The following is a 21,282-nucleotide window of genomic DNA, read 5'->3' on the forward strand; positions in this document are numbered from 1 at the left end:
ATGGAAGAAATTTGCGACACTCCTGCCGAATAACTGGCTAGCCGAGACCCAACAGGCTCTTGAGCCGAGGAGGCTTGGCAGACAGTCGGCGGAAAGCGAGCGGATCTCTGAAATCAACTGCAACTTTAAATAAGAAAACTGCAGGAAAACTCGCTTTTTTCGAGTTCGCCTGCAGTTTGAAAATTTCATTATAATTTTGTTTTCAAATAACTTTGCACTTCATCCTGCAGCTTGGCATATAAGCTTGTTTCCAATTCAAAATCCTCTTTTCCAAGCATTTCAAATTTTTCAGGCTGATCTAAGTCTATTTCAATCGATACCTTGAATTCATAGGTTGCATTCCCGATTAAATCAATTGAATACGTTTGGCTTTCTTCATCATGGTGGACCACGCATTTAACTTTTCCACCGTTATTGTAGACAGATATTTCACTTTCCAACGCGTTTAACCCAACAGAGCATGTTACTAGGCTAGAAGCCGACATCGCCGTTCCACATGCATTCGTGAAGCCAACTCCACGTTCGAATGTCCGCACATAAATGCTCCCTGGTTCCAAATCTTTCACAAAGCTGACATTGACACCATCAGGGAAAAGCTCATTCGGTTGATTGACCTTTGTTGAAAGTTTTTCCTGCAAATCACTTTGTAAAACATCACTATCGACAAGTGAGATCAAATGTGGATTAGGAACCGCTAATGCCGAAAATAAAAGGGTATCATGCAGTTCCGGCAATGTTTCGTTTTGCAGCTGTTCTTTATCCAATACAAGAGGTAGATCTCTCACATTAAAACTTACCGGGGAAATTTCCACCTTGAAAGTCGGAATCCCCTCATAAATATCTTCCGTTTTTTCGACGAGTAAATTAGCCTTCATGGTTTCCACGATCATTTTATCGAGCCCAAGAACGTCATACGCGTAACGTGCCACACAGCGAAGTCCATTACCGCACATTGAGGCTTCCGATCCATCTGCATTAAAGACACGCATCCGGCAATCAGCATGTTCACTTTTCATTACGAACAAAATACCATCCGCTCCAAGCTTCTCCCTATTGCATAGGGCCTTCGCGAAATTTTTCCGCTCTTCTTCAGTAAACGTCAGGGTTGTAGTCAATTCATCAATGATCAAGAAATCATTTCCTGAACCATGGCTTTTTAAACCTTCAATAATCATCCTGTCACATCCTCTAATATGCTGCTTATCATTTATCATTTTTTAATATTCTATATCATAGCATTTTCGAGCTGGATGTGTCATCGCGTAAATCATATTAAATCCATTTTTTCGACGAAAAAACCAATAAGGAAAGCGGTTGGAATAAGAATTAACTCATTCCAACCGCTCTTTTGAATTTTAACCGATCATACCAATAATGAAATAGACGATGAACATTCCGGCACTCACATACATCGGGGCTGACACTTCTCTCGCTTTTCCGGTTACAAGCTTCAAGAATGGGTACAGGATGAAACCGAATGCCATTCCATCGGCAATACTGTATGTGAAAGGAATGATCGTAATGATCATGATTGCAGGTATGCTCTCGGTTAAATCACTGAAATTCAGCTTTTTTATGTTTCCGAGCATCAAAATGCCAATGATAATTAAGATGGGGGCAATGGCACTATCAGGGATTACTTTAATCACCGGTATAAATAACAGTGATAGAATGAATAGCACGCCCGTCACCACTGAAGTAAGACCAGTCCTGCCTCCTGAAGCGATTCCTGCTGCCGTTTCAACTGTTGCAACGGTAGGACTCGAACCGAATAAGCCTGATAATAGAACGGACACACTTGTCGCCTGCAGCGACTTTTTATAGGCATCCTGGCGGTTGATACTGTCTACATGCCCGTGTACAAGACCAATATTTTCAAAAACAAGAACCATCGTCATCGCAAATACACTTATCCAGAATTCAATCCGGTTCGCTTCCAGAAACGATAATGAAAAGAAAAGATCGCCGTAGGAAGCTGTGTTAATGCCTGAAAGATGGATTTCCGATAGTTGAACCGTCCCGAACCAATAGGCAATGAGGCTGCCTGCCAGGATGGTAATCATGAAATTACCGGGGACATTCTTGATGAACAGCGTGATCGCCAGTAAAAAGGTCAACACCGTTGCACACACCGCTGGATCGCTTAAATCTCCGAGTGCGACGATTGATGATGAACCTCCTGTGATTATCCCGCCCTTTTCAAGACCGATCAGCATCAAGAATAAGCCAAGACCAACAGATATGGCTTCTTTTATCGAACTTGGAATCGAATCACTGATGATCTTGGAGTATTTTGTAAAAGCGATGATTACAAAAATTACCCCCGAGATAAACACAGCACCAAGAGCCGATTGCCATGATAGACCCATTCCTTGAACCATGGTATAAGCAAATAGGGCATTGACGCCCATTCCTGGAACGAGAAGGATTGGGACATTTGCCCAAAGTCCTATCATGACACAGCTTAAAGCAGATAAAAGAATCGTGGCAATCACTGCACCATTAATCGGTATGCCCGCTTCCGATAAAATCAGGGAATTCACGATGAGAATATAGACTATCGTAAAATAGCCGACCACTCCAGCAAGGATTTCACGTTTTCCATTCGTACCATAGTCGGAAAAATGAAAAAACGTTTCCAAGTTTAATTTCTTCATGTTGTATCCTTATCAAATTTATCCCTCGCCCACCCGTTTGTATTAGTGACAAACTACACTTGGCGATTTTAACAAAAAAAAGGATAAAAATAAATAGCAAGGATAAAAATTTGAAAAAAACTGTCGGAAATACTCCCGACAGCCTCGATGAATATATTATTTTTGTTCTTGCGAATACCCATCCACTACCAATTCCAGCTTCCCTGTATCAGGCGAAATGATTAGACCATGCACAGGAATATTTTTAGGAATCAATGGATGTCCTTTAATCACTTCGACGCTGTTCTTACAACTTTCATAAACATCATCAAATCCGCGAAGCCAACTGCGGATATCGATTCCTGCAGCTCCCAGTGTATCGATGGTGCTCTTTGGTATATCACGTTCGATCATCTTGTCCATTACAGCATCGGCATCGACTGATGCCATCCCGCAGTCATGGTGAGGTATGACCAATACTTCATCTGCCTTTAGCTCATAAATAGCAACAAGGATACTCCGCATGACACTTCCGAATGGGTGTGAGACGATTGCCCCGGCAGTCTTCAGGATTTTGACATCACCATTTTTGACATTCAAGGATTTTGGCAATAGTTCAACAAGCCGAGTGTCCATACAGCTTATGATGACCATACGTTTCTCAGGAAACTTATCCGTCCTATACTTAACATATTCACCTTTTTCTACAAACTGTTCATTATAATCCAGAATCTCATTAAGTAAACTCATATTTACCACCTTTTTATTATGTATTTAATCTATGTATCTCCTATTATTATATCAGGTATTTAAAAGATTTGCTAAAGGGGAACCGTAGTCAATTTGAACGATGATTCAGCGTGGCTGCACAGAACCCAAAGACAATGATTTTAGGAATTTCAGCAACATTCGATGAAAAAGAAAGTATGGGTGTATTAGTCTTGAATCGTTTCCCCCACTCCAAAGGCATCCAGCCTTCTTGGTATGAAGCGATCTTTTCCCCGTCTTTTGTGGCAATCTCGAAAGAATTTACACTTCCTGGCGTTTCAATTGGCATCCATTCCGTACCATCTTCCTTATAGATCATTCCATTTACCTTCACGAATGACCGATTTTCTTGATACGATCCAATAATGCCGCCCTGATCATCCAGGATCGTCATTTTATTGAAAAGCCCCCTTTTGATATGGTACTTAGCCAGCAAACGCCCCTCATGGTCCACCAGTTCATATCGCTTGGCCATTAGCATCGACAAAAAATTGGGAATCATCCACATGAACCACTTCATATTCAAATCACGTACCTCGCCCATTAGTGACCCATCCGGCGCAAAGAGAAGCAGTCGCAAAGTCGGTGCTGGCATAAAAGTCAATAAAACATGTTCATTTTTTAATAACCCGGCATTCGTCCCGATATGTTCTTCAGGCAATTCCTTCATTCTATTTTCATATATACGATGACTGACAAATTGAGCAATGCTAAAGAAAATAAAAGGAGAAGTTATCAATAATATATTGCCCGGAATCATCGCAAAAATATGGCAAATGAAAAAGACAATGGCCAAAAGAAGAGATACCCAAGATGCATGAAAATTTGAATTGCTCGTTTTCTGATAATATTCACGTATATTCATATCCCGCTTTGCTCCTCACTCCTTACAAGAAAGATTACCGCCTTTAGGGCGGCCATTGATTAGCAGTACCACAATCCGCCCGGATCCGCTTCCTAAATGTGCAGGGAAGTAGTTATCATAATACTTTATTCGCTTTAATGTGATCTATTCCCTTTTTAAAGAAGGGCAATTCCCAACACGGTCCAAATAAAAAAGGACTCCGAATGAACGGAATCCTTTTACATCATTCTATAATATCCTGAAAATCAACGGGAATCGATAATCCGTTCCTTCATAAGCCCTAACAGCAGCAATGATGGTGAATACGACTAATGCTATCCCGATTACCGGCAATAGTAAGAATCCAACCAATACTATTGTGAGTATCCCTGCAACTATTGAATATACGGTGTAGGAAATGAAAAAATTCAAGTATTCCCTTCCGTGATAATCCACAAATTGTGACGAGTCCTTCTTCAATAACCAAATCACCAAAGGACCGATAAATGCTGTAAAAAAGCTGATCACATAAATAAGGGCAGCAAACACTTTTTCATCTTTAGTAGGCATAGTGTCTTCTCCTCCTTTCCCATATAAATAATTACGAATCAAATGAAAAATAGTTTCATTTTTCCTCTCATTATATTCGAAAGAAGGTAAATCTGGACTGCCTTTTCTTGATATCACCAATAAAATCCGGACATGTTCATCCGTCTTGTGCATACAGTTTAAATAATGGATTGTCCTATACCTTCTAGAATGGAGTGATGTTTTTTTGCTGAATGAATTTCAAGCCTTCATCCTTGGGATCATTCAAGGCTTGACTGAGTTTTTACCTATTTCAAGCACTGGACATTTATATTTAGGACGGCATATTTTCCACCTTGACGAGGCCGGCATTTTTCTGGATACCATGCTCCACATCGGAACCTTGCTGGCGTTATTGGTCGTCTATAAGAATGACATAATTGCCATTTTGAAAAATCCTTTCTCCAAAATGACTCTGCTTCTCATTGCTGGGACGATTCCTGCCGTGATAGCCGGCATTTTACTCGGTGATTGGTTTGATGGCCTTTCAAAAACAGGCGTGACCATAGGCTGGGAATTTTTAGCGACCGGACTGATTTTATGGGTAGCCGACGGAGTAAGGAAAGGCGGCAAATCCCTTCATGAAATTTCGATTAAAGATGCGCTGATCATCGGTACTTTCCAAGCTGCTGCCATCATGCCAGCTCTTTCGCGCTCCGGCTTAACGATAGCCGCTGGCCTCTTCTGCAGACTGGATAGGGCCACTGCAGCCTATTTTTCCTTTTTGCTTTCCATTCCTGCCATTACGGGTGGCATCGTATTTCAGATGAAACCGATTTTTACAGGAGAAGTTGAACGGCTTCCACTCACTGCGCTTTTCGTCGGAACCCTGTCAGCAGCAATCTTTGGATATATAGCCGTGGTATGGATGATCGATTTCTTAAAAAAGCGTTCACTCAAAATATTCTCCATATATGTATGGGCCCTTGGCGCAATCATTTTATTCATGCAATTCACAGGTAAATTTTAAAGAAAAAAGCGGGCGAAAAAAGCAGTTTTTCATGGAACTATGCAGACGGTTGCCTAAAGATTTCACCCTTCGAGAAAAAGTTGAAATTTGACGAAAAAAAAAGGCAAAAAACCTATTCCCAAACCGTTTTTTTTTTAGTATTATACCTTCGTAAGGTTCTTTAGATTTGCATACTTTCTGACAATAAAAATAGGGAAGGCAAATGGTGCGCCACCGGTTTCCGGTTCTAGTGGGTTCGATTCCCACCCCGAAATTTTTTGATGAACGACTTAAAAAATTTCGAGGGTGGGCAGCGACTACGCATAAGAACTGCCCTCAAACGGAGGGACGGAAATGTTAAAAAAGAGAGATTTCACAGATTGTTTTTCTCTTTATGAACAAATGACGCATCCAGATGTCTTCCCTTTCGTGCGCCATAAGGTAGATTCATATGAAGAATATGTTTTCATTACTAAGCAAACGATCGAAGCCGAAGATGCTGGGCAACTCATTTCACGAACAATCTTGGATGAATGGGAAAATCCCATCGGTTGTATTTCTTTATACGATATTGAAAATGGTGCAGGTTTCTTAGGCACATGGCTTGGCAAGCCTTATCATGGAAAAGGGTATAATGCCATCGCAAAAGACGCTTTCTTCAAAGAGCTTTTTTTCGAGCTCGGTTTGGAAACGGTCTTCATGCGAATTCGCAAAAAAAATATCCGCTCCATAAAAGCCGCAGAAAAGCTTCCCTATGCCGTCAATGCCAACGAAACAAGAAAATCCCTTTATGATCAGATCAATCATGAAGCTGATATCTACGATTTGTATGAAATCCCTAAAGATTTATACAACTTTCATATCCTTAGACAGCATGATGATGACGAACAGCAGTTACTTGAAGCATAGTGCGAAGAACATTTCAATATGGCTTTGTTTATCCTTTCATAAAATGGCCGGAGCTTCCATACCTGGAAAGCTCTTTTTTCCAGTTTCACAGGATGTTAAACATAGATTGCTGCAAATCCCTATTCTTTTTAGGGATATTTTTTTATAATGAATACAATTGACCAATTCAACAATATATTCAAAGCGTCATTGAAAGGACTTAATCATGAAAAAAACATTTGCTTTTATCGTGCAGCTTATCTTCCTGCTCATCATTTGCAGGCTTGGCTATTATTTAGCCAATTTACTTCACTTACCTATACCAGGCAACGTCATCGGCATGATTCTGTTATTCGGTTTATTACAGACGAAGGTCATAAAAGTCGAATGGATTGAACTTACTTCAGGATTTTTGGTAAAGCACCTAGCCTTTTTCTTCATTCCCATTTCAATCAGTTTAATGACCATGGGATGGCTTTTCATTGAATTCGGTTTGCCTTTGGCATTTACATTGGGAGTCAGCCTGATATTTGGATTCATCGTTTCAGCATGGACCGTTCAGAAGCTATCCCATAGAGGAGAGATTAAACAGCATGACAGCGCTCATCACAATATATAGCATCTTGATAACCATCCTTGCCTATTTCATTGGAAGGAAAATCTATGCTAAACATCCATCACCTTTTACGACGCCCGTATTTTTCAGTACGGTTACAATTATTCTCGTACTGCTGATCAGCGGTTTGGACTTCAAGGATTATTCACCAGGAAAAGACATCATCACCTATTTCCTGGGACCAGCTACCGTTGCTTTGGCCGTCCCACTTTATAAAAATAGAAAAATAATCGTTAAATATGCAATGCCGGCAATTAGCGGCATGATTTTTGGTCTCCTTGCCACATTGATCATTGCCTTCGCCATCGCTAAAGCATTTTCACTTCCGCCATTCATATTCCAAGGATTGGCAGTTAAATCCATTACAGTGCCCATCGCGGTTGAAATCACGGAACTTTATGGCGGAAATTCCAATATATCAGCTGCCTTCGTCGTTTTGACAGGGGTGCTGGGTACGATGATTGCTCCAAAAATGATGGATAAACTAAACATTACGATGCCCTTCGCACGTGGTATCGCCTATGGTACGATCGCTCATGGTCTCGGAACGGCTCAAGCTGCCCAGGAAAGTGAGTTTACCGGGGCTGTCGCAGGTGCGGCAATGGCTATCGCAGGTATCCTTATATCCTGTTTCTTTCCTTTTATAAGTAAATTCCTATAAAAATAACCGCAACGTCAACGACGTTGCGGTTATTTTTATGATTATCTTTTTTGCAGATCCTCGTATAAACGCCTTAGGATATAAGTTTTATACAGCTCCAGCTTTCTTTTTTCAATTGGATGGTAGCTAATCCCTGCGGCTTTTAGCTGCTGAATGAACCATCCCTTGGAATATTCATAAGCCATTCTACCCCCTCCTCTTTTCGAAAAAGATATGCTGAATAGAGGGGAATGATACTTATTTTTTTGCAGCCATTACTTTAAGCAGTAATTCATACATTTCAGCTGCCGTTTTGAATGGGCGTTTTTGACGCATCTTCTCTTGATATTCATCCGATTTTTTCAATAAATCCGCTAATGTAGCATTAAAAATCCGATCATTCAGCTCTTCTTCCTGGATTACTTTACAAAAACCCTGTTTTTCAAAACTTGACGCATTCAGGATTTGATCTCCACGGGATGCATTGGCACTTAGAGGGATAAGCAGCATCGGCTTTTGCAAACCAAGGAATTCAAAGATAGAATTTGAACCAGCCCTTGAAACAACGACATCTGCAGCCGCCAAAAGATCGAATAATTCTTCGTGCACGAATTCAAAAGGAGCATATCCCCTTTGTTTCAATTCGCTTTTCACATTTCCCTTCCCGCAAATGTGAATAATCTGATAATCCTTTAATAAGGCATCAAGATTATCTGTAATTAAATTATTGATTTTAACGGCCCCAAGGCTTCCGCCCATAACGAGTAGCACCGGTTTGTTATTCGTGAATCCACAAAATGCTTTACCAGCAGAAGCTTTTCCCGTAAAAATTCCATCGCGCAATACAGCGCCAAGATACATGGCCTTCTCTTTCGGAAGGTCTTTTTCCGTTTCTTGGAAGGTTGTGAAAATTTTCGATGCAAGTGGCATCGCGATCTTATTAGCCAGACCAGGCGTATAATCCGATTCATGTATCGCAATCGGAATCCTCAGCATCCTGCCTGCCAAAACGACTGGAACCGAAACGAAACCTCCTTTAGAAAAAATGAAATCAGGCTTGGTCTTTTTTAATATTTTTCGTGCATCAAAAATCCCTTTTATGACCCGGAAAGGGTCTTTCATATTTTCAACAGATAGGTAACGTCGGAATTTCCCAACGGAAATCGTTTCATAACGGACCTCGGGAAATTCCGTTTCGATGATATTTTTTTCAATGCCTTTTTTTGAACCAATATAAGTAACATCCCAATCATTCTTTAAAAATTCGGGGATGATTGCTGCATTAACAGATACATGACCGGCAGAACCGCCTCCGGTAAATACTATTTTCTTAGTCAATATTTCCACCTTCCAAACTTAAAAAATCACTTTGCATACATATTACCATATATCCTTGCCATTAATAACTTGAAAAAGTATTCAGTGAACCGAAATCCCCCATTATGTATGTAATTATCGATTATTTTTCCTTTTTCAGCGTGAATATATTATAATCTTAGTATTCTACAATACTACAAGATACAATGGAGGAGTAATACATTGCAAGAAGTTTCTGAATCACTCAATCAATTTGATGGAATCGAAGCCTGGACCAAATTAGGAATTTCCATAGGCATTTTTCTAATCTTCCTTTTGCTTCGGAAAGTATTTACTACATATATATTCAAGTTCTTTCTACGGATTGCAGAAAAACGTAAAGTTGAATTTGCCGCCAACTTAATGCTCGCAATAGAACAGCCAGTAAGATGGCTTATCGTTTTGATTGGGGTTATCATTTCACTGCACTACTTTCCGATCGACTCACCTTCGGCTGAACTCAGATCGAAAATATACAGATCGTTTTTTGTCTTCTTATTCTTTTGGACGATTTTTAATATCAGTTCTATCTTAACCATTTTATTTCCGAAATTGGTAAGTAAATTCGGACTAGAAGTCGATCAAATCGTCATGCCGTTCTTTACGAAAATCATAAACATAATCATCATTGCTTTTGGGGCTTCCATCATTGCGGAAGAATGGGGATTTAATGTCGATGGATTTGTTGCAGGGCTTGGTTTGGGTGGATTGGCTTTCGCACTTGCCGCTAAAGATACCGTCAGCAATTTCTTCGGGGGTATCGTCATCGTTACCGAAAAACCTTTTACCATAGGAGATTGGGTCAAAACTCCAAGTGTGGAGGGAACCATTGAAGACATCACATTCCGAAGCACTAAAGTTCGGACTTTTGCCCAAGCTTTAGTTACAGTCCCGAATGCGACCCTTTCGAATGAACCGATCATCAACTGGTCCAAGATGGGTAAAAGACAGATTGCCTTCCATTTGGGTGTTAATGTCACGACACCAAAAGAAAAATTGGAAAATGTCATTAAAGACATTGAAAGAATGCTTATTGATCATCCTGAAGTACATCCGGAAACGATTTTGGTTAAATTTGATGAGTTCAGTCATTCCGGTTTCAACCTTTACCTATATTTCTTCACGAAAGCCACGGACTTTGGAGGATATTTATCAATCAAAGAAGATGTGAACTTTAAAATAATGGAGATATTGGAACAGGAAGGTGTACAAATTGCCATTCCTTCACAGGCATTCATTCTTCAAAAAGACTCAGATATGGAAGCCATGAATGATTTTGAATCCATGCGCGACTGACAAAAGGGGTTCCATCTGAATTTTTAAACAAAGTTGATTGGAGCGGGTGTTCGAGACTCCTGCGGGAAGAGCGCGTCAAGGGAGACCCCCACAGGCGCCAAAGCGCCGAGGAAGCTCCCGGGACCGCCCGCGGAAAGCGAGTGCATGCAGTTGGAAATCAACGTTCATAATTTACACTGCCTAAAATAATGTAGGCAATCTTAATTAAATATCGAATTTGTCTATAGACTGCGACTTGCCCTAAACGGCAAGTCTTTTTTGCTTAAAATAAAAACTCTTAAAACATCACATGGTTATGTGATATAATTCTTTCATTGTGTTGAAAATTCCAAATATTGATATTGAGGTACTTTGATGAATCAGACTTATACTAAATCACAAAAGATCCGCCTGTTATTTTATATATTGATACCTATCCTGATCACCCAAATCAGCATGTATGCCATGACTTTTTTTGATGTGATGATGTCGGGGCAATACAGCACTCAGGACGTTGCTGGCGTCTCCATCGGCAGTTCGCTATGGACACCCGTGTATACGGGGCTGAGCGGGATATTGATTGCCTTAACACCGGTGGTTTCACAGCTGGTGGGTTCCAGGCAGTCCAAATCCGTTTCCTATTCCGTGATGCAGGCCATTTATTTAGCTGTGGCTTTAGCCTTGTTCATTTTAATCATTGGAGCTTTTTCTCTGAACCCCGTATTGAATGCCATGGATCTTGAAGATAGTGTCCACATGGTGGCTCATGATTATTTGATCGCCCTTTCACTCGGTATCATTCCTTTATTCATTTATAATGCGTTGAGGGCTTTCATCGATGCTCTGGGGCAAACTAGGATTTCCATGATCATTACCTTATGTGCACTCCCGGTAAACGTCCTTTTTAATTACCTGTTAATATACGGGAAGTTTGGATTCCCTGAACTTGGCGGTGTCGGTTCCGGGTATGCCACTGCCATTACCTATTGGTTAATTGCCCTGGTGGCCATACTGGTCGTGATAAAAATAAACCCATTTTCGACATATCAGGTTTTCACTGAATTTTTCCGGGTTTCCTGGAAAGAATGGAAGGCCTTATTATTGATTGGGGTACCCATCGGGCTCGCTATTTTCTTTGAAACAAGCATTTTTTCGGCTGTCACCCTTTTGATGAGTAAGTATGATACCGTTACGATTGCGTCACATCAGATTGCCATGAATTTTGCGTCACTGCTTTATATGATACCGCTAAGTATATCCATGGCATTGACGATTGTCATTGGATTTGAAATTGGGGCAGCCCGTTATAAAGATGCCAAAGAGTATAGCTGGATTGGCATTTCGATGGCCTTGACGATGTCACTCGTTTTGTCGACCATCCTCTTCCTCTTCCGTGAACCTGTGGCCTCTTTATACACTAAAGATCACGAAGTAATGATGCTGACATCACATTTTTTAATATATGCCATCTTCTTTCAGATATCGGACGCCCTGCAGGCACCTATTCAGGGCATTTTGCGTGGATATAAGGATGTAAATGTCACATTTGCCATGTCACTGGTCTCCTACTGGATTCTCGGGCTTCCAATTGGCTATTTCTTTGCAAAGTTTACGGATATGGGAGCCTTTGGTTATTGGATCGGCTTAATTTCCGGCTTGGCTCTTGGGGCTATAGGCTTGGCTGCTCGCTTACGGTACATTCAGCAAGTAAAATATAAAAAAATGGCATAAAAAAAGTGGGGCTGGATTACACCGGCCTCACTTTTTTCATACCGAATTCAAATTCTAAATCACTAGGCTTTATATATTTTCCCAAGAACATCCTTACCGCCTGTTACCGGTATGATGCTCCCGGTAATGAAATCTGATTTTTCATCACAAAGGAACGTGATGACCCTCGCTATATCTTCCCCCGTACCCGGTCTGCCGACTGGAACCGTATCATCCTTTTCTGCTCTCGCGACCCTTATTTCCTTCTCTTTCCAATCCCCTATGATATCACCAGGACAAACCATATTCACGGTGATTCCATGAGTAGCTTCTTCCGCAGCCAAAGTTCTTGTCAAGGAGGTCAAGCCGCTCTTTGCAGCGGCAAAAGCAGAACGATAAATCCAACCTGGTGCAGTTTCACACCGTTCAAACCCTAAGGTAATGACTCTGCCCCAGTTTCTGCTGCGCATTTGTGGAATAAGTTCCTTCGCAAAATAGAAAAAACCATTTAAATTCCCGTCCATGATGTACTTCCATTCATCGCTGCCATAATCAGTCATCGGTTTACGATCATGCATATATGGCCCTGCGTTATGAATGAAGATATCAACATGGCCAAATGTCTCCGAAATCTTTTGCAATATATTCCGGCAATCTTCCTCACTTGACGAGTCACCTTGAATCGCAATTGCCTTAACATGGTACATTTCCTGTAATTCATCCACTAATGCTAAAGCTGCCTTTTTACTTTTTCGATAAGTAATGATGATGGACATTCCATTATCCGCGAGTGAAAATGCCATCCTTTTGCCGATACCCGTTGCTCCACCAGTAATAAAAGCTACTTTTTCATCCACAGGCTTACCCTCTTTATCTAATGGATTTTACTTAATTATACATAAGTTTATTCCATTTTCTATAATTTAGTAATTATAAAAAAGAACCTCTGGGCTTTAGCTGCATAAAATATAACAAATAAACCTGTCAGACCATAAGCAGGAGAGAGGAATTCAATATGTTTCCCTGGAATTCACTTTTTTCTTTTAAGAATAACCCGAACCAAAAGGAATTCATGAAAAATATGCAGCAAAGTGATGTTCAATCGTTCATTGAAAAGGTATTTTCACAAGTGATCCCTGACAATATGCAAGGTATGATGAACCAAAATGATGGCGGCTCACAAAAAGTAAATGCCAGATCTGAACATCCTTTACATGCCGAAGTATTTGAAACCCACTTATATGTCTTCGTAAGAATTCCAATACAAGATGAATCTTGGCTAAAGAAAATGAAACTTTACCATACATCTAACCAATCCATCATCGAGGGGATTCCTGAAGAGTCAGATCGGCATGTCATAACACTCCCCGCACCTGTAAAGAAAAAAGGGGCATCAGCCCAATATAAAGAATCAACATTGGAAATACGGCTTCAAAAAAGTTTCAATACACAGTATTCAGAAATCGATGTATCGGAAATTTAAGTGGCTTCACCGGGACCTCACTGATGTTAAGGTGCGGTTCCAGTTATTTCTTGGTTCAATTTTTTTTAGATTTGGGTACATTATAGAGAACCAATCGATGTCACAATTTATTTTTTTCATGGAATGGAATGATCCATTCTCGCAAAAAAAAAGCGCACCCCAATTTAATGGGATGCACTATTCTATTAATCTATTATTTTCCGATGAATTGTTGAGTCCAGTAGTTACCAGATTCTACGTAACCTACTCCAATATGAGTAAAGCTAGAATTCATGATGTTTTCACGGTGTCCTTGGCTATTCATCCAAGCTTGTACCACTTCTTCAGGTGTTTGTTGACCTTGTGCGATGTTTTCGCCAGCTGTTTTATAGCTGATTCCGAATTGTTTCATCATATCGAAAGGTGAGCCGTAAGTCGGGCTATTGTGGTCAAAGTAGTTTTTATCTTTCATGTCTTGAGACTTGATACGTGCAACTTTGCTCAACTCAGTGTCGATTTTAAGAGCTGCCAAACCTTGTTTTTCACGTTCTGCATTCGTTAATTTAACAACTTCTTGTTCAAAAGCACTTAATTCAGAGCTTGTCTCTGGTTTTTTATCAGTTGATTTATCAGGTGTTACTTCTGGTGCTGCAGGTTTTGCTGCTGGTTTTGATTGGTTCGTTGTTCCAGCTTCTTGTTGAGCTGGTTGTTGAGCTGGTTTTTGAGCTGGTTTTTGAGCTGGTTTTTGAACTGGTTTTTGAACTGGTTTTTGAACTGGTTTTTGAACTGGTTTTTGTTGTGCCTGCGCAGCAGGTATAGTGATATTGTATTTAGCTAGGTATTGGTTAAGGACTTTTTGCATATCCTCTTTATTCGTAGTTTTATAAGTTACTTGTTTCACTGTATCACAGTTGGCTGCTTCAGCTTGGTTAGCTCCTACTCCTGTGAATATAATAGCTGCAGCCGCTGCTGCTGACATAATCATTTTCTTTTTCATTCGTATTTCCTCCTGTGATGTTCATTTTTTGTTGTGCTTTGCTTCTGGAATTATCATAACATGCACTTTTTGTAATAAAGGCACCATCAATTTCCATCAAATTCACAGGATGCGAATGAAAATATATTTATGATCCAAGTTTCAGAGAAAACAAGCATAAATGCTTTAACTATCTATGTTTCTGCCATCAGTATAAATACTCATATTTTTCCAGTAATTATTTGTCAATGGTAGTTACATAGAACCATTTCCATGGAATACTAATAACTTTTAGTTGACATATCGTTACTAACCGGATTATTATGACTTTCTTTACTTTTATGTTACAAATTTTTCGGTTTCACTTCGACATTTCGTCATTTTCCCCCTATCGTCTTGAACATTTTTCCAAATAAAAAAACAATCCGGATTTAGGCCCGAATTGTTTTGATTTTGATGGTACATTCATCATTTCATTTCTTCATCATTCATCTCATCCATTTCTTTTTTTCCGCCATTTTGTTCGGGAGTGCTTGGTTTACCAATGACGAATTCTTTCTTTGGCATGTTGTGCATGTCCCTTGCCGTTACGTGGGCATATACATAATAGGTTCCTTCTTCATCAAAAGTCTTTTCCAGTTCATATATACCGTTCCCTTTATGTTTTACTGCTATCTTGTCATGGTCATCGCTATTCGCAAGCCAAATTTCAAAACTGACATCATCCGCATCTGTCACGACTTCGTCCCCATATGTTACTTTTGCCTGAAATTTCACTGGCTCATTCACTTTACCCTGAATTGGATCGACAGCTAAATCGACATTTAACATTTTTGGAATTTCCTCTTTCTTGCCGCATCCAGCCAAAAAAATTAACGCCATGCAAAATAACATGATTTTTTTCATTTTTGAACATATCCCCTTTTTATGAATTCCACTCTTCTTTTATATTCGGCAGGATGAACCTGACTGTTGTTCCCCTTTTTTCCTTGCTTTCTATTTCGATTTTACCATTTTGTAATTCCACCAATTTTTTTACAATGGACAGTCCAAGCCCTGAACCGCCATCAAAACGGCTGCGTGCTTTGTTCACACGGTAAAAACGATTCATGATATACGGCAGATCCGCTTCCGGAATCCCGTTGCCCGTGTCAGTTACCAGCAGTTCGCAATCATCTTTATGCTGAATTAGGGTAATATGAATCGCCCCTCCGGAATCCGTATACTGAATGGCGTTATCAAAAATGTTATGCAGGATCTGTTCCATCCTTCCTTCATCCCCAAAAATAATCGGGTCTGGATCCAGGTCTAGCTTCAAGCCCAATTGTTTTTCCTTTATTATCGGTTCATATTTCACAAGTACGTCTTCAATGAATTGCGCATAAGCAATCGGGGTTTTATTTAACAGGAATGGAGCACTTTCCATTTTTGATAAGTCCATAAGATCTCCCACAAGCCGCTGCAGCCTAAGAGCCTCCCTTGAAATGAGTTGAAGGTATTTCCGTTGCTCTTCATCACTTTTCACGACACCATCCAATATGGCCTGCGTATATCCCTTTACGTAACTAAGCGGGGTTCTGAGCTCATGTGCAACATTTTCCAGAAATTCTTTTTTTCTTTCTTCTTCCAAATGGATGGAATTGGCCATATCATTAAAGGCTATTGCCAGTTTACCTATCTCATCATGACTCCTTACCTCGACCTGTATGTCATAATCCCCCTCTGAGACACGATGGGCCGCAGTCTCGATTTCCTTAATCGGACTGACTAGCTTTTTCAACCATTTAGTAGTAAACAAAATCGCGACAATCAAAAATAATAGAACCGCCGCCAACCATTTTGCAGCAAATTCCTTAAATAAGACCGTAATGGAATCTACAGGAATATATGTATAGATGATACCTTCGAGGCGATTTTCGTCAATCAGGGGTATGATCGCCGCTACGATGTTCTTTTCAAACCTTTTCTCATATCCCTCTTTTTCAACGGCTTTCCCATCTAAGAGCATTTGCCGTTCTTCTTCAGAAATAAGGGTATCATAATTGATTTCAAAAGGCAGACAGGCACTCAATTCCCTGGGATTATTGACGACAAAGACTTCGCTGTCGTTCTTACTGTTAAACCATTCAACTTTTTGCTTAAAGTCTTCGCTGATTTCTCCGCCGGAATAATCCGCCCCTAGCAATGATGCTTCATTGACTAAATCCGTTTTAAGCTTCTCCACATATAGATTTTTATAATAATATTGAGAAAGGGAGTAAGCGAACAGCACGGATAGGATGATGGCGGAGATAATGGTAAGCCATAATTTAAAAGAAAGGGTTCGCCATTTATAGATCATTTCTTTTCCTCTATCTTATAACCGATTCCCCAGACGGTTTGAATGTAATCGGCCGCTCTTAATTTCATTCGTAACGTTTTAATATGGGTATCCACAGTACGTAAAGATCCTCCATACTCACCGCTCCATACATTTTCAAGCAGTTGTTCACGGCTGAGTGCCTGGCTTTTATGACGCATGAGGAATAACAGCAATTCGAATTCTTTCAAGGTTAAATTGATTGGCTTCCCTTCCACTAAAACCGTTCTGGATTGTAAGTTCAAGCTGATTTTACCGAATCGGACATGGTTTTGATTCTCTTCATTCAATGATAATTTCCCTGTCCTTCGCAATACCGCTTCGACCCTTGCAACCAATTCTCCTGGATTGAACGGTTTGACGATATAATCGTCGCCGCCAAGCTTCAGCCCTTTCACCTTATCCCATTCTTCACCTTTCGCACTGACAAATATCACAGGGATTTCCCAATTTTCACGAATTTCTTCACAAACGGAGAAACCGTCCATACCTGGCATCATGATATCCAATAGGATTAAATCCACTTCCTCTGTTTCAACCATACTTATAGCTTCTTTTCCATTCGCAGCTTGAAGGCATCGATAACCTGAGTTCAGCAAATACATTTCAACCAGATTTCGCATATCTTCTTCATCATCCACGACTAAAATGGTGTAAACATGCATGTCATCTACTCCCTCAACATCAATTGGAATGGACCTTCGCCGACTTTGATCGTTTTTTTAACATCGACTGTTTCAGCATCCATTACATACACTTCATCACTATCATATCCCGCCACGACCACATCTTCGTTAAAGTTCGCCATTTCAAAGGGGTTGACGCCGACCACTTTGCTTTTGACTTCCTCATATTGATCATTCAATTTATATAAGGAGCTAGTCCCATGACTAAGGACAAATATTCCTTCATCATTTTCCAGGAACTTTATCGGCATGGTCGGGGCCTTAAGCTTTTTCTTCAACTCTCCCGTTTTTGCCGAATAAATATATAGATCTTCTTCCACTTGATCCCCATCACCATGTCCTCCGATCCATATTTCATCCTTTTCTTCCCTTAATAATGTGCCTGTGCTGGAACTATGTACGGGAAATTCGAAATCGACCTTTTTCGTTTCAAGATTTATCACTGAACATTTGGTATCACCAAAATTAATAACATACAATCGATTCGCTTGCTCTCCTTGAAGAACGGTCAAGGGGCTTTTACCAACCTTGACAATATCCTGTTCCTCCCCATCAGCATTTAAAAAATAAATGGAGTGATTCGATTGATTGACCGCCACGATGCTTTTACCATCACGCAACAACTGCATATTGACGATCCCTTTCCCAATTTCCCAACTGTTTATCAGTTTTCCTGCAGATAAAGAGTACACTTGGACTTTCTCCATCTCTTTTCCATAAAGCAGGATAGTATCTTTGTCTGCCAGGAGCAGGGCTCCGGTAAATGGTTCTGAAATATCCCATTTTGCAAAAGCATGATAGTTTTCGTCTATGAAAGTCAGTGATGTATCCTTGATATTGACAGTTGCCAGGAAAGGTTGACTTTTATTGATTTTAGTAAATGCATTACCGCTATTACACCCCGTAAGCAGTACGATGGCAAGAAAAAGCCCAATGCCCCACTTCATAATTTTAAGCTCCTTATTCATTAAATATCTATTTTTTAAAAATTTTAACAATGATTTGTGAAAAAAGTATGAAGCATAAAAGAATATTTGCTAACAAGCATCCGTATCACACTCGAAAAATCATAATCTTTCCAATTCAGTGATATAGGCCATTACAATCGCATTTTTCATTTCTTCCGAAAGCGAAGATTCCATCACGCGTTTAATAGAAAGGTAAAATTTCTCCAATACTGGTTTTCGGGCTCGGGGATGGGCATTTTCATCCAAAAGCTCTCGTCGGATGAGTTCCGGCAACACTTCCCTTCCACCTCCATCACTCACCTTACGATTGTTCCATATGCTTAAATAAGCCACCAGTAATTCTTCTTGCCTGACATTTTCTTTCATAGTATCCCTTCCCTCCATTACTAATTTATACATATAAATATTCAAGTTTGTAAAGACTAACTTAATAATAAGATATCATGCTTTTTAAAATCCAAAAAAGGAGTGAGTACAATGTCTCAAGTATACCGCTGTCCGAATTGCCGGACAAATAAATCTCGCTTCAATCTCATTCAGCAAGTAGCAACCCCCATTAAAAAGGATCCCCAATCCGGTGAGATTGTTGAACAATATTCGAACGATTCCCTTCAGCCATTCCATCTAGCATATAATGGTCCTGAAGTTCGGGTTCAATGTGCTGCTTGCGGATTGATAGAAGACGAAAAGACATTTGCCGCCTTTGGAATGCAACAATAAAAGTGGGGCTGTCTTATAAGTTCCTAAAATAAAACAGGTGAAGAAAAACAATTCGTTTTTCCTCACCTGTTTTTCTATTTTTATAATTTTTCCCTGAAGGTAGTTGGCAAAAGCCGGCTACCTTCAGAATAATATGGACTCTAGCTACGATGCCACCGTTTGAACTTTCGTTAAACCCCGAAGCGAAAAGCGACGGAACGCCGATTGCCCTTGTATGACCAAAAAACACTCTCTACCTCGATTTTTCGTCGAGCGTAAATTTGTACATTTGATTCAAAAGGTTCACTTTTGCTTTAGCTTTTAGTTCTTCGTAATTAGCTTAAAATGTACCTTGCGATTTTTTATGCATAAATTTTATAAAAGGAGGGTTGCTTCTTAAGGTCATTTTACTGACTTTTAGGACAGCCCCATTTTCTCAATCATTTCCTACTGACATCTTAGCCCGGTCTATGGCAATTGGAATGGCTTTTCCATCCTCATATCCTTCATCCAATAATGCATTTGCGATTTCTATAGCCTTTTCCCTAACATCTTTATCTAGATTCTTCATCGAGTTTGGGTAATCGTTCTTATTCCATGGCACTAATACCGCCTCCTTAATAAGAAAGTCTTCTTTTCATGTTTCCCTTCTTTAATGGGCGGTAAACGTTTATCGGGCCGCTTTCGCTTCCAAAGCTTTCAACTGACCGATCAACATTTCCTTATCCAACTTTTCCCCGATCATGACGATATTCAATGGCATTTTCATCATTTCATTCATATACATCGGCATTCCGTAAGAGTATTGGAATAAATGCGGGTATTGTGAATGTGTAAAGGAAATATATCCTTTCATTCGATAGACCGTTTCCGGCAGAGCCCTAAGCCACTCTTCAAAGTCGGTTTGTGCCACAGCACCTTCAAATGTATGAACGATTGCAGTTAAGTGCAAATGGTCATGTACATCAAGCTTTTGATGTCCATTATGCCTTTTTCTTTGCATTTGCTGCAATGATGCCAAGGAAACGGCTGCATACTCCGTCAATAAACATACAGCATCCGTATTCAGCGCCTGTATCGTATATATTAGCTGTGCGGCCTCCATCTCACTTACCATATCCGCTTTATTCAATAAAATGAAATCGGCATGATGGATTTGCTCTGCAAGCAACTGTCGAAGCTGCGGAGACAGTTCCTCCCGATCGCGCCACCTTAATAAATCGACGACCGTGATGATCCCTTTATATTCCAGCTTTTTGGCGAAAATCGGCGACATGATGCCATCCAATACTTCAACTGGATGAGCTGCACCCGTCGTTTCAATATAAACCGCATCCAGTTCATTTTCGGTTAGTAACTCATGAAGCTGAACCTCCAGTTTATCTTGAATTGTGCAGCAAATACACCCGTCAAACAACTCCTTCAGAGGCACTCCATCACCTATGAGTCCGCTGTCAACCGATACACTGCCGAGCTCATTTAAAAGCACTGCCACTTTTCTGCCCGCTTCACTTTCCTGTTTTAAAATATTTCGAAGAAGCGTCGTTTTCCCACTGCCGAGAAAGCCGCCCAATATGTACACTTCGGTCGTTTTCATTCTTATCTGCTCCTAAATCCGGTTAAATTCGATTCCGTTAAATTTTATCATAATTAGCTTACTAAAGCACTTGCCAGATTCACATAAAAAAACCAGCCCGTAAGCTGGTTTCAGACTAGGCAAATTCGAAGAAAAGCGAGTTCGACTGCGGTTTTTTATTTAAAAACGTCCAGGCGATTTCAGAAATCCGCTCCCTTTCCGCCGACTGTCTCCCGAGCCTCCTCGACGCAAGCGTCTGTGGGGTCTCGGCTAGCCAGTTATTCGG

The 21,282-nt window shown here is 40.3% G+C and carries 23 protein-coding genes and 1 pseudogene; 8 read left to right on the forward strand and 16 right to left on the reverse strand.

Annotation, left to right across the window (positions count from 1 at the left end; translation table 11 throughout):
- Positions 1-188: 188 nt before the first annotated feature.
- The 5 genes from dapF to ADA55_RS24755 form a co-directional block, all read right to left on the reverse strand.
- Positions 189-1,175 (reverse strand): diaminopimelate epimerase, encoded by a 987-nt coding sequence (gene dapF, locus ADA55_RS24735; RefSeq protein ID WP_048688626.1) that lies wholly within the window; start codon positions 1,173-1,175, stop codon positions 189-191.
- A 180-nt stretch (positions 1,176-1,355) separates the two neighbouring features.
- Positions 1,356-2,657, reverse strand: coding sequence for an NCS2 family permease (locus ADA55_RS24740; RefSeq protein WP_048688630.1), 1,302 nt, complete (start codon positions 2,655-2,657; stop codon positions 1,356-1,358).
- Positions 2,658-2,813: 156 nt separating this feature from the next.
- Positions 2,814-3,386 carry a beta-class carbonic anhydrase gene (locus ADA55_RS24745; RefSeq protein WP_048688633.1) on the reverse strand — a complete coding sequence of 191 codons (573 nt, stop codon included), beginning with the start codon at positions 3,384-3,386 and terminating at the stop codon, positions 2,814-2,816.
- Between the two features lie 88 nt (positions 3,387-3,474).
- Entirely contained in the window at positions 3,475-4,269 is a 795-nt protein-coding gene (locus tag ADA55_RS24750) for a hypothetical protein (RefSeq protein WP_048688637.1), read from the reverse strand.
- Between the two features lie 228 nt (positions 4,270-4,497).
- Complete coding sequence (locus ADA55_RS24755; protein ID WP_048688671.1) at positions 4,498-4,818, reverse strand: DUF4870 domain-containing protein; 321 nt, start codon at positions 4,816-4,818, stop codon at positions 4,498-4,500.
- Positions 4,819-5,026: 208 nt separating this feature from the next.
- Between ADA55_RS24755 and ADA55_RS24760 the strand changes: the two genes are divergently transcribed.
- From ADA55_RS24760 to ADA55_RS24775, 4 genes are all read left to right on the forward strand, one after another.
- Positions 5,027-5,806: an undecaprenyl-diphosphate phosphatase gene (locus tag ADA55_RS24760; protein ID WP_048688674.1), complete on the forward strand. Its 780-nt coding sequence runs from the start codon at positions 5,027-5,029 to the stop codon at positions 5,804-5,806.
- Positions 5,807-6,139: 333 nt separating this feature from the next.
- Positions 6,140-6,694 (forward strand): GNAT family N-acetyltransferase, encoded by a 555-nt coding sequence (locus ADA55_RS24765; RefSeq protein ID WP_048688640.1) that lies wholly within the window; start codon positions 6,140-6,142, stop codon positions 6,692-6,694.
- A gap of 205 nt (positions 6,695-6,899) precedes the next feature.
- Positions 6,900-7,292 (forward strand): CidA/LrgA family protein, encoded by a 393-nt coding sequence (locus tag ADA55_RS24770; protein ID WP_053087462.1) that lies wholly within the window; start codon positions 6,900-6,902, stop codon positions 7,290-7,292.
- Positions 7,267-7,950 carry an LrgB family protein gene (locus ADA55_RS24775; protein WP_063593858.1) on the forward strand — a complete coding sequence of 228 codons (684 nt, stop codon included), beginning with the start codon at positions 7,267-7,269 and terminating at the stop codon, positions 7,948-7,950. Before ADA55_RS24770 ends, ADA55_RS24775 begins: the two co-directional genes overlap by 26 nt.
- 41 nt (positions 7,951-7,991) lie before the next feature.
- Here ADA55_RS24775 and ADA55_RS28950 read toward each other — a convergent pair whose 3' ends face one another.
- A complete protein-coding gene (locus ADA55_RS28950; RefSeq protein WP_072273150.1) occupies positions 7,992-8,135 on the reverse strand; it encodes a DUF2639 domain-containing protein in 144 nt (47 codons plus the stop codon).
- A 52-nt stretch (positions 8,136-8,187) separates the two neighbouring features.
- Positions 8,188-9,276: an undecaprenyldiphospho-muramoylpentapeptide beta-N-acetylglucosaminyltransferase gene (locus tag ADA55_RS24780; RefSeq protein ID WP_309247772.1), complete on the reverse strand. Its 1,089-nt coding sequence runs from the start codon at positions 9,274-9,276 to the stop codon at positions 8,188-8,190.
- 192 nt (positions 9,277-9,468) lie between these two features.
- Between ADA55_RS24780 and ADA55_RS24785 the strand changes: the two genes are divergently transcribed.
- Together ADA55_RS24785 and ADA55_RS24790 are read left to right on the forward strand one after the other, a co-directional pair.
- Positions 9,469-10,581 (forward strand): mechanosensitive ion channel family protein, encoded by a 1,113-nt coding sequence (locus tag ADA55_RS24785; protein WP_207118092.1) that lies wholly within the window; start codon positions 9,469-9,471, stop codon positions 10,579-10,581.
- Positions 10,582-10,935: 354 nt separating this feature from the next.
- The gene (locus tag ADA55_RS24790) at positions 10,936-12,291 is read left to right on the forward strand and encodes an MATE family efflux transporter (RefSeq protein WP_048688651.1); all 1,356 of its coding nucleotides are present in this window, start codon (positions 10,936-10,938) and stop codon (positions 12,289-12,291) included.
- A gap of 62 nt (positions 12,292-12,353) precedes the next feature.
- On the opposite strand, the gene ADA55_RS24795 is transcribed toward ADA55_RS24790, so the two are convergent.
- Positions 12,354-13,127, reverse strand: a complete 774-nt coding sequence (locus ADA55_RS24795; protein WP_082162913.1) for an SDR family oxidoreductase — start codon at positions 13,125-13,127, stop codon at positions 12,354-12,356.
- Between the two features lie 158 nt (positions 13,128-13,285).
- Here ADA55_RS24795 and ADA55_RS24800 point away from each other — a divergent pair, with 158 nt between their 5' ends.
- Positions 13,286-13,753 carry a hypothetical protein gene (locus tag ADA55_RS24800; RefSeq protein WP_034307462.1) on the forward strand — a complete coding sequence of 156 codons (468 nt, stop codon included), beginning with the start codon at positions 13,286-13,288 and terminating at the stop codon, positions 13,751-13,753.
- Positions 13,754-13,946: 193 nt separating this feature from the next.
- Here the strand turns inward: ADA55_RS24800 and ADA55_RS24805 are convergent, their stop codons facing one another.
- From ADA55_RS24805 to ADA55_RS24830, 6 genes are all read right to left on the reverse strand, one after another.
- On the reverse strand, positions 13,947-14,729 hold the full coding sequence (locus tag ADA55_RS24805) for a CAP domain-containing protein (protein WP_048688655.1): 783 nt from the start codon (positions 14,727-14,729) through the stop codon (positions 13,947-13,949).
- Between the two features lie 447 nt (positions 14,730-15,176).
- Complete coding sequence (locus ADA55_RS24810; protein WP_048688658.1) at positions 15,177-15,614, reverse strand: FixH family protein; 438 nt, start codon at positions 15,612-15,614, stop codon at positions 15,177-15,179.
- 19 nt (positions 15,615-15,633) lie between these two features.
- Positions 15,634-17,049: a sensor histidine kinase gene (locus tag ADA55_RS24815; RefSeq protein WP_048688660.1), complete on the reverse strand. Its 1,416-nt coding sequence runs from the start codon at positions 17,047-17,049 to the stop codon at positions 15,634-15,636.
- Positions 17,046-17,732 carry a response regulator transcription factor gene (locus ADA55_RS24820; protein ID WP_048688663.1) on the reverse strand — a complete coding sequence of 229 codons (687 nt, stop codon included), beginning with the start codon at positions 17,730-17,732 and terminating at the stop codon, positions 17,046-17,048. Before ADA55_RS24820 ends, ADA55_RS24815 begins: the two co-directional genes overlap by 4 nt.
- A 5-nt stretch (positions 17,733-17,737) precedes the next feature.
- Positions 17,738-18,700, reverse strand: coding sequence for a YncE family protein (locus ADA55_RS24825; RefSeq protein WP_048688665.1), 963 nt, complete (start codon positions 18,698-18,700; stop codon positions 17,738-17,740).
- Positions 18,701-18,820: 120 nt separating this feature from the next.
- On the reverse strand, positions 18,821-19,087 hold the full coding sequence (locus tag ADA55_RS24830) for a hypothetical protein (RefSeq protein ID WP_048688667.1): 267 nt from the start codon (positions 19,085-19,087) through the stop codon (positions 18,821-18,823).
- Positions 19,088-19,198: 111 nt separating this feature from the next.
- Here ADA55_RS24830 and ADA55_RS24835 point away from each other — a divergent pair, with 111 nt between their 5' ends.
- A complete protein-coding gene (locus ADA55_RS24835; RefSeq protein ID WP_048688669.1) occupies positions 19,199-19,441 on the forward strand; it encodes a hypothetical protein in 243 nt (80 codons plus the stop codon).
- A gap of 436 nt (positions 19,442-19,877) precedes the next feature.
- Here the strand turns inward: ADA55_RS24835 and ADA55_RS30170 are convergent.
- Positions 19,878-20,024 (reverse strand): annotated as a pseudogene (locus tag ADA55_RS30170) (hypothetical protein); the annotation flags it as partial.
- 66 nt (positions 20,025-20,090) lie between these two features.
- Entirely contained in the window at positions 20,091-21,017 is a 927-nt protein-coding gene (locus ADA55_RS24840; RefSeq protein WP_034307482.1) for a CobW family GTP-binding protein, read from the reverse strand.
- Between the last annotated feature and the right edge of the window lie 265 nt (positions 21,018-21,282).

This window comes from Bacillus sp. 220_BSPC (assembly GCF_001054655.1).
In the GTDB taxonomy this organism is placed as follows: domain Bacteria; phylum Bacillota; class Bacilli; order Bacillales; family DSM-1321; genus Peribacillus; species Peribacillus frigoritolerans.

Coding starts and splice junctions, on each gene's coding strand:
- dapF (WP_048688626.1), bottom strand. CDS start 1,175: ATGATTATTGAAGGTTTAAAAAGCCATGGTTCAGGAAATGATTTCTTG.
- ADA55_RS24740 (WP_048688630.1), bottom strand. CDS start 2,657: ATGAAGAAATTAAACTTGGAAACGTTTTTTCATTTTTCCGACTATGGT.
- ADA55_RS24745 (WP_048688633.1), bottom strand. CDS start 3,386: ATGAGTTTACTTAATGAGATTCTGGATTATAATGAACAGTTTGTAGAA.
- ADA55_RS24750 (WP_048688637.1), bottom strand. CDS start 4,269: ATGAATATACGTGAATATTATCAGAAAACGAGCAATTCAAATTTTCAT.
- ADA55_RS24755 (WP_048688671.1), bottom strand. CDS start 4,818: ATGCCTACTAAAGATGAAAAAGTGTTTGCTGCCCTTATTTATGTGATC.
- ADA55_RS24765 (WP_048688640.1), top strand. CDS start 6,140: ATGTTAAAAAAGAGAGATTTCACAGATTGTTTTTCTCTTTATGAACAA.
- ADA55_RS24770 (WP_053087462.1), top strand. CDS start 6,900: ATGAAAAAAACATTTGCTTTTATCGTGCAGCTTATCTTCCTGCTCATC.
- ADA55_RS24775 (WP_063593858.1), top strand. CDS start 7,267: ATGACAGCGCTCATCACAATATATAGCATCTTGATAACCATCCTTGCC.
- ADA55_RS28950 (WP_072273150.1), bottom strand. CDS start 8,135: ATGGCTTATGAATATTCCAAGGGATGGTTCATTCAGCAGCTAAAAGCC.
- ADA55_RS24790 (WP_048688651.1), top strand. CDS start 10,936: ATGAATCAGACTTATACTAAATCACAAAAGATCCGCCTGTTATTTTAT.
- ADA55_RS24800 (WP_034307462.1), top strand. CDS start 13,286: ATGTTTCCCTGGAATTCACTTTTTTCTTTTAAGAATAACCCGAACCAA.
- ADA55_RS24805 (WP_048688655.1), bottom strand. CDS start 14,729: ATGAAAAAGAAAATGATTATGTCAGCAGCAGCGGCTGCAGCTATTATA.
- ADA55_RS24810 (WP_048688658.1), bottom strand. CDS start 15,614: ATGAAAAAAATCATGTTATTTTGCATGGCGTTAATTTTTTTGGCTGGA.
- ADA55_RS24815 (WP_048688660.1), bottom strand. CDS start 17,049: ATGATCTATAAATGGCGAACCCTTTCTTTTAAATTATGGCTTACCATT.
- ADA55_RS24820 (WP_048688663.1), bottom strand. CDS start 17,732: ATGCATGTTTACACCATTTTAGTCGTGGATGATGAAGAAGATATGCGA.
- ADA55_RS24825 (WP_048688665.1), bottom strand. CDS start 18,700: ATGAAGTGGGGCATTGGGCTTTTTCTTGCCATCGTACTGCTTACGGGG.
- ADA55_RS24830 (WP_048688667.1), bottom strand. CDS start 19,087: ATGAAAGAAAATGTCAGGCAAGAAGAATTACTGGTGGCTTATTTAAGC.
- ADA55_RS24835 (WP_048688669.1), top strand. CDS start 19,199: ATGTCTCAAGTATACCGCTGTCCGAATTGCCGGACAAATAAATCTCGC.
- ADA55_RS24840 (WP_034307482.1), bottom strand. CDS start 21,017: ATGAAAACGACCGAAGTGTACATATTGGGCGGCTTTCTCGGCAGTGGG.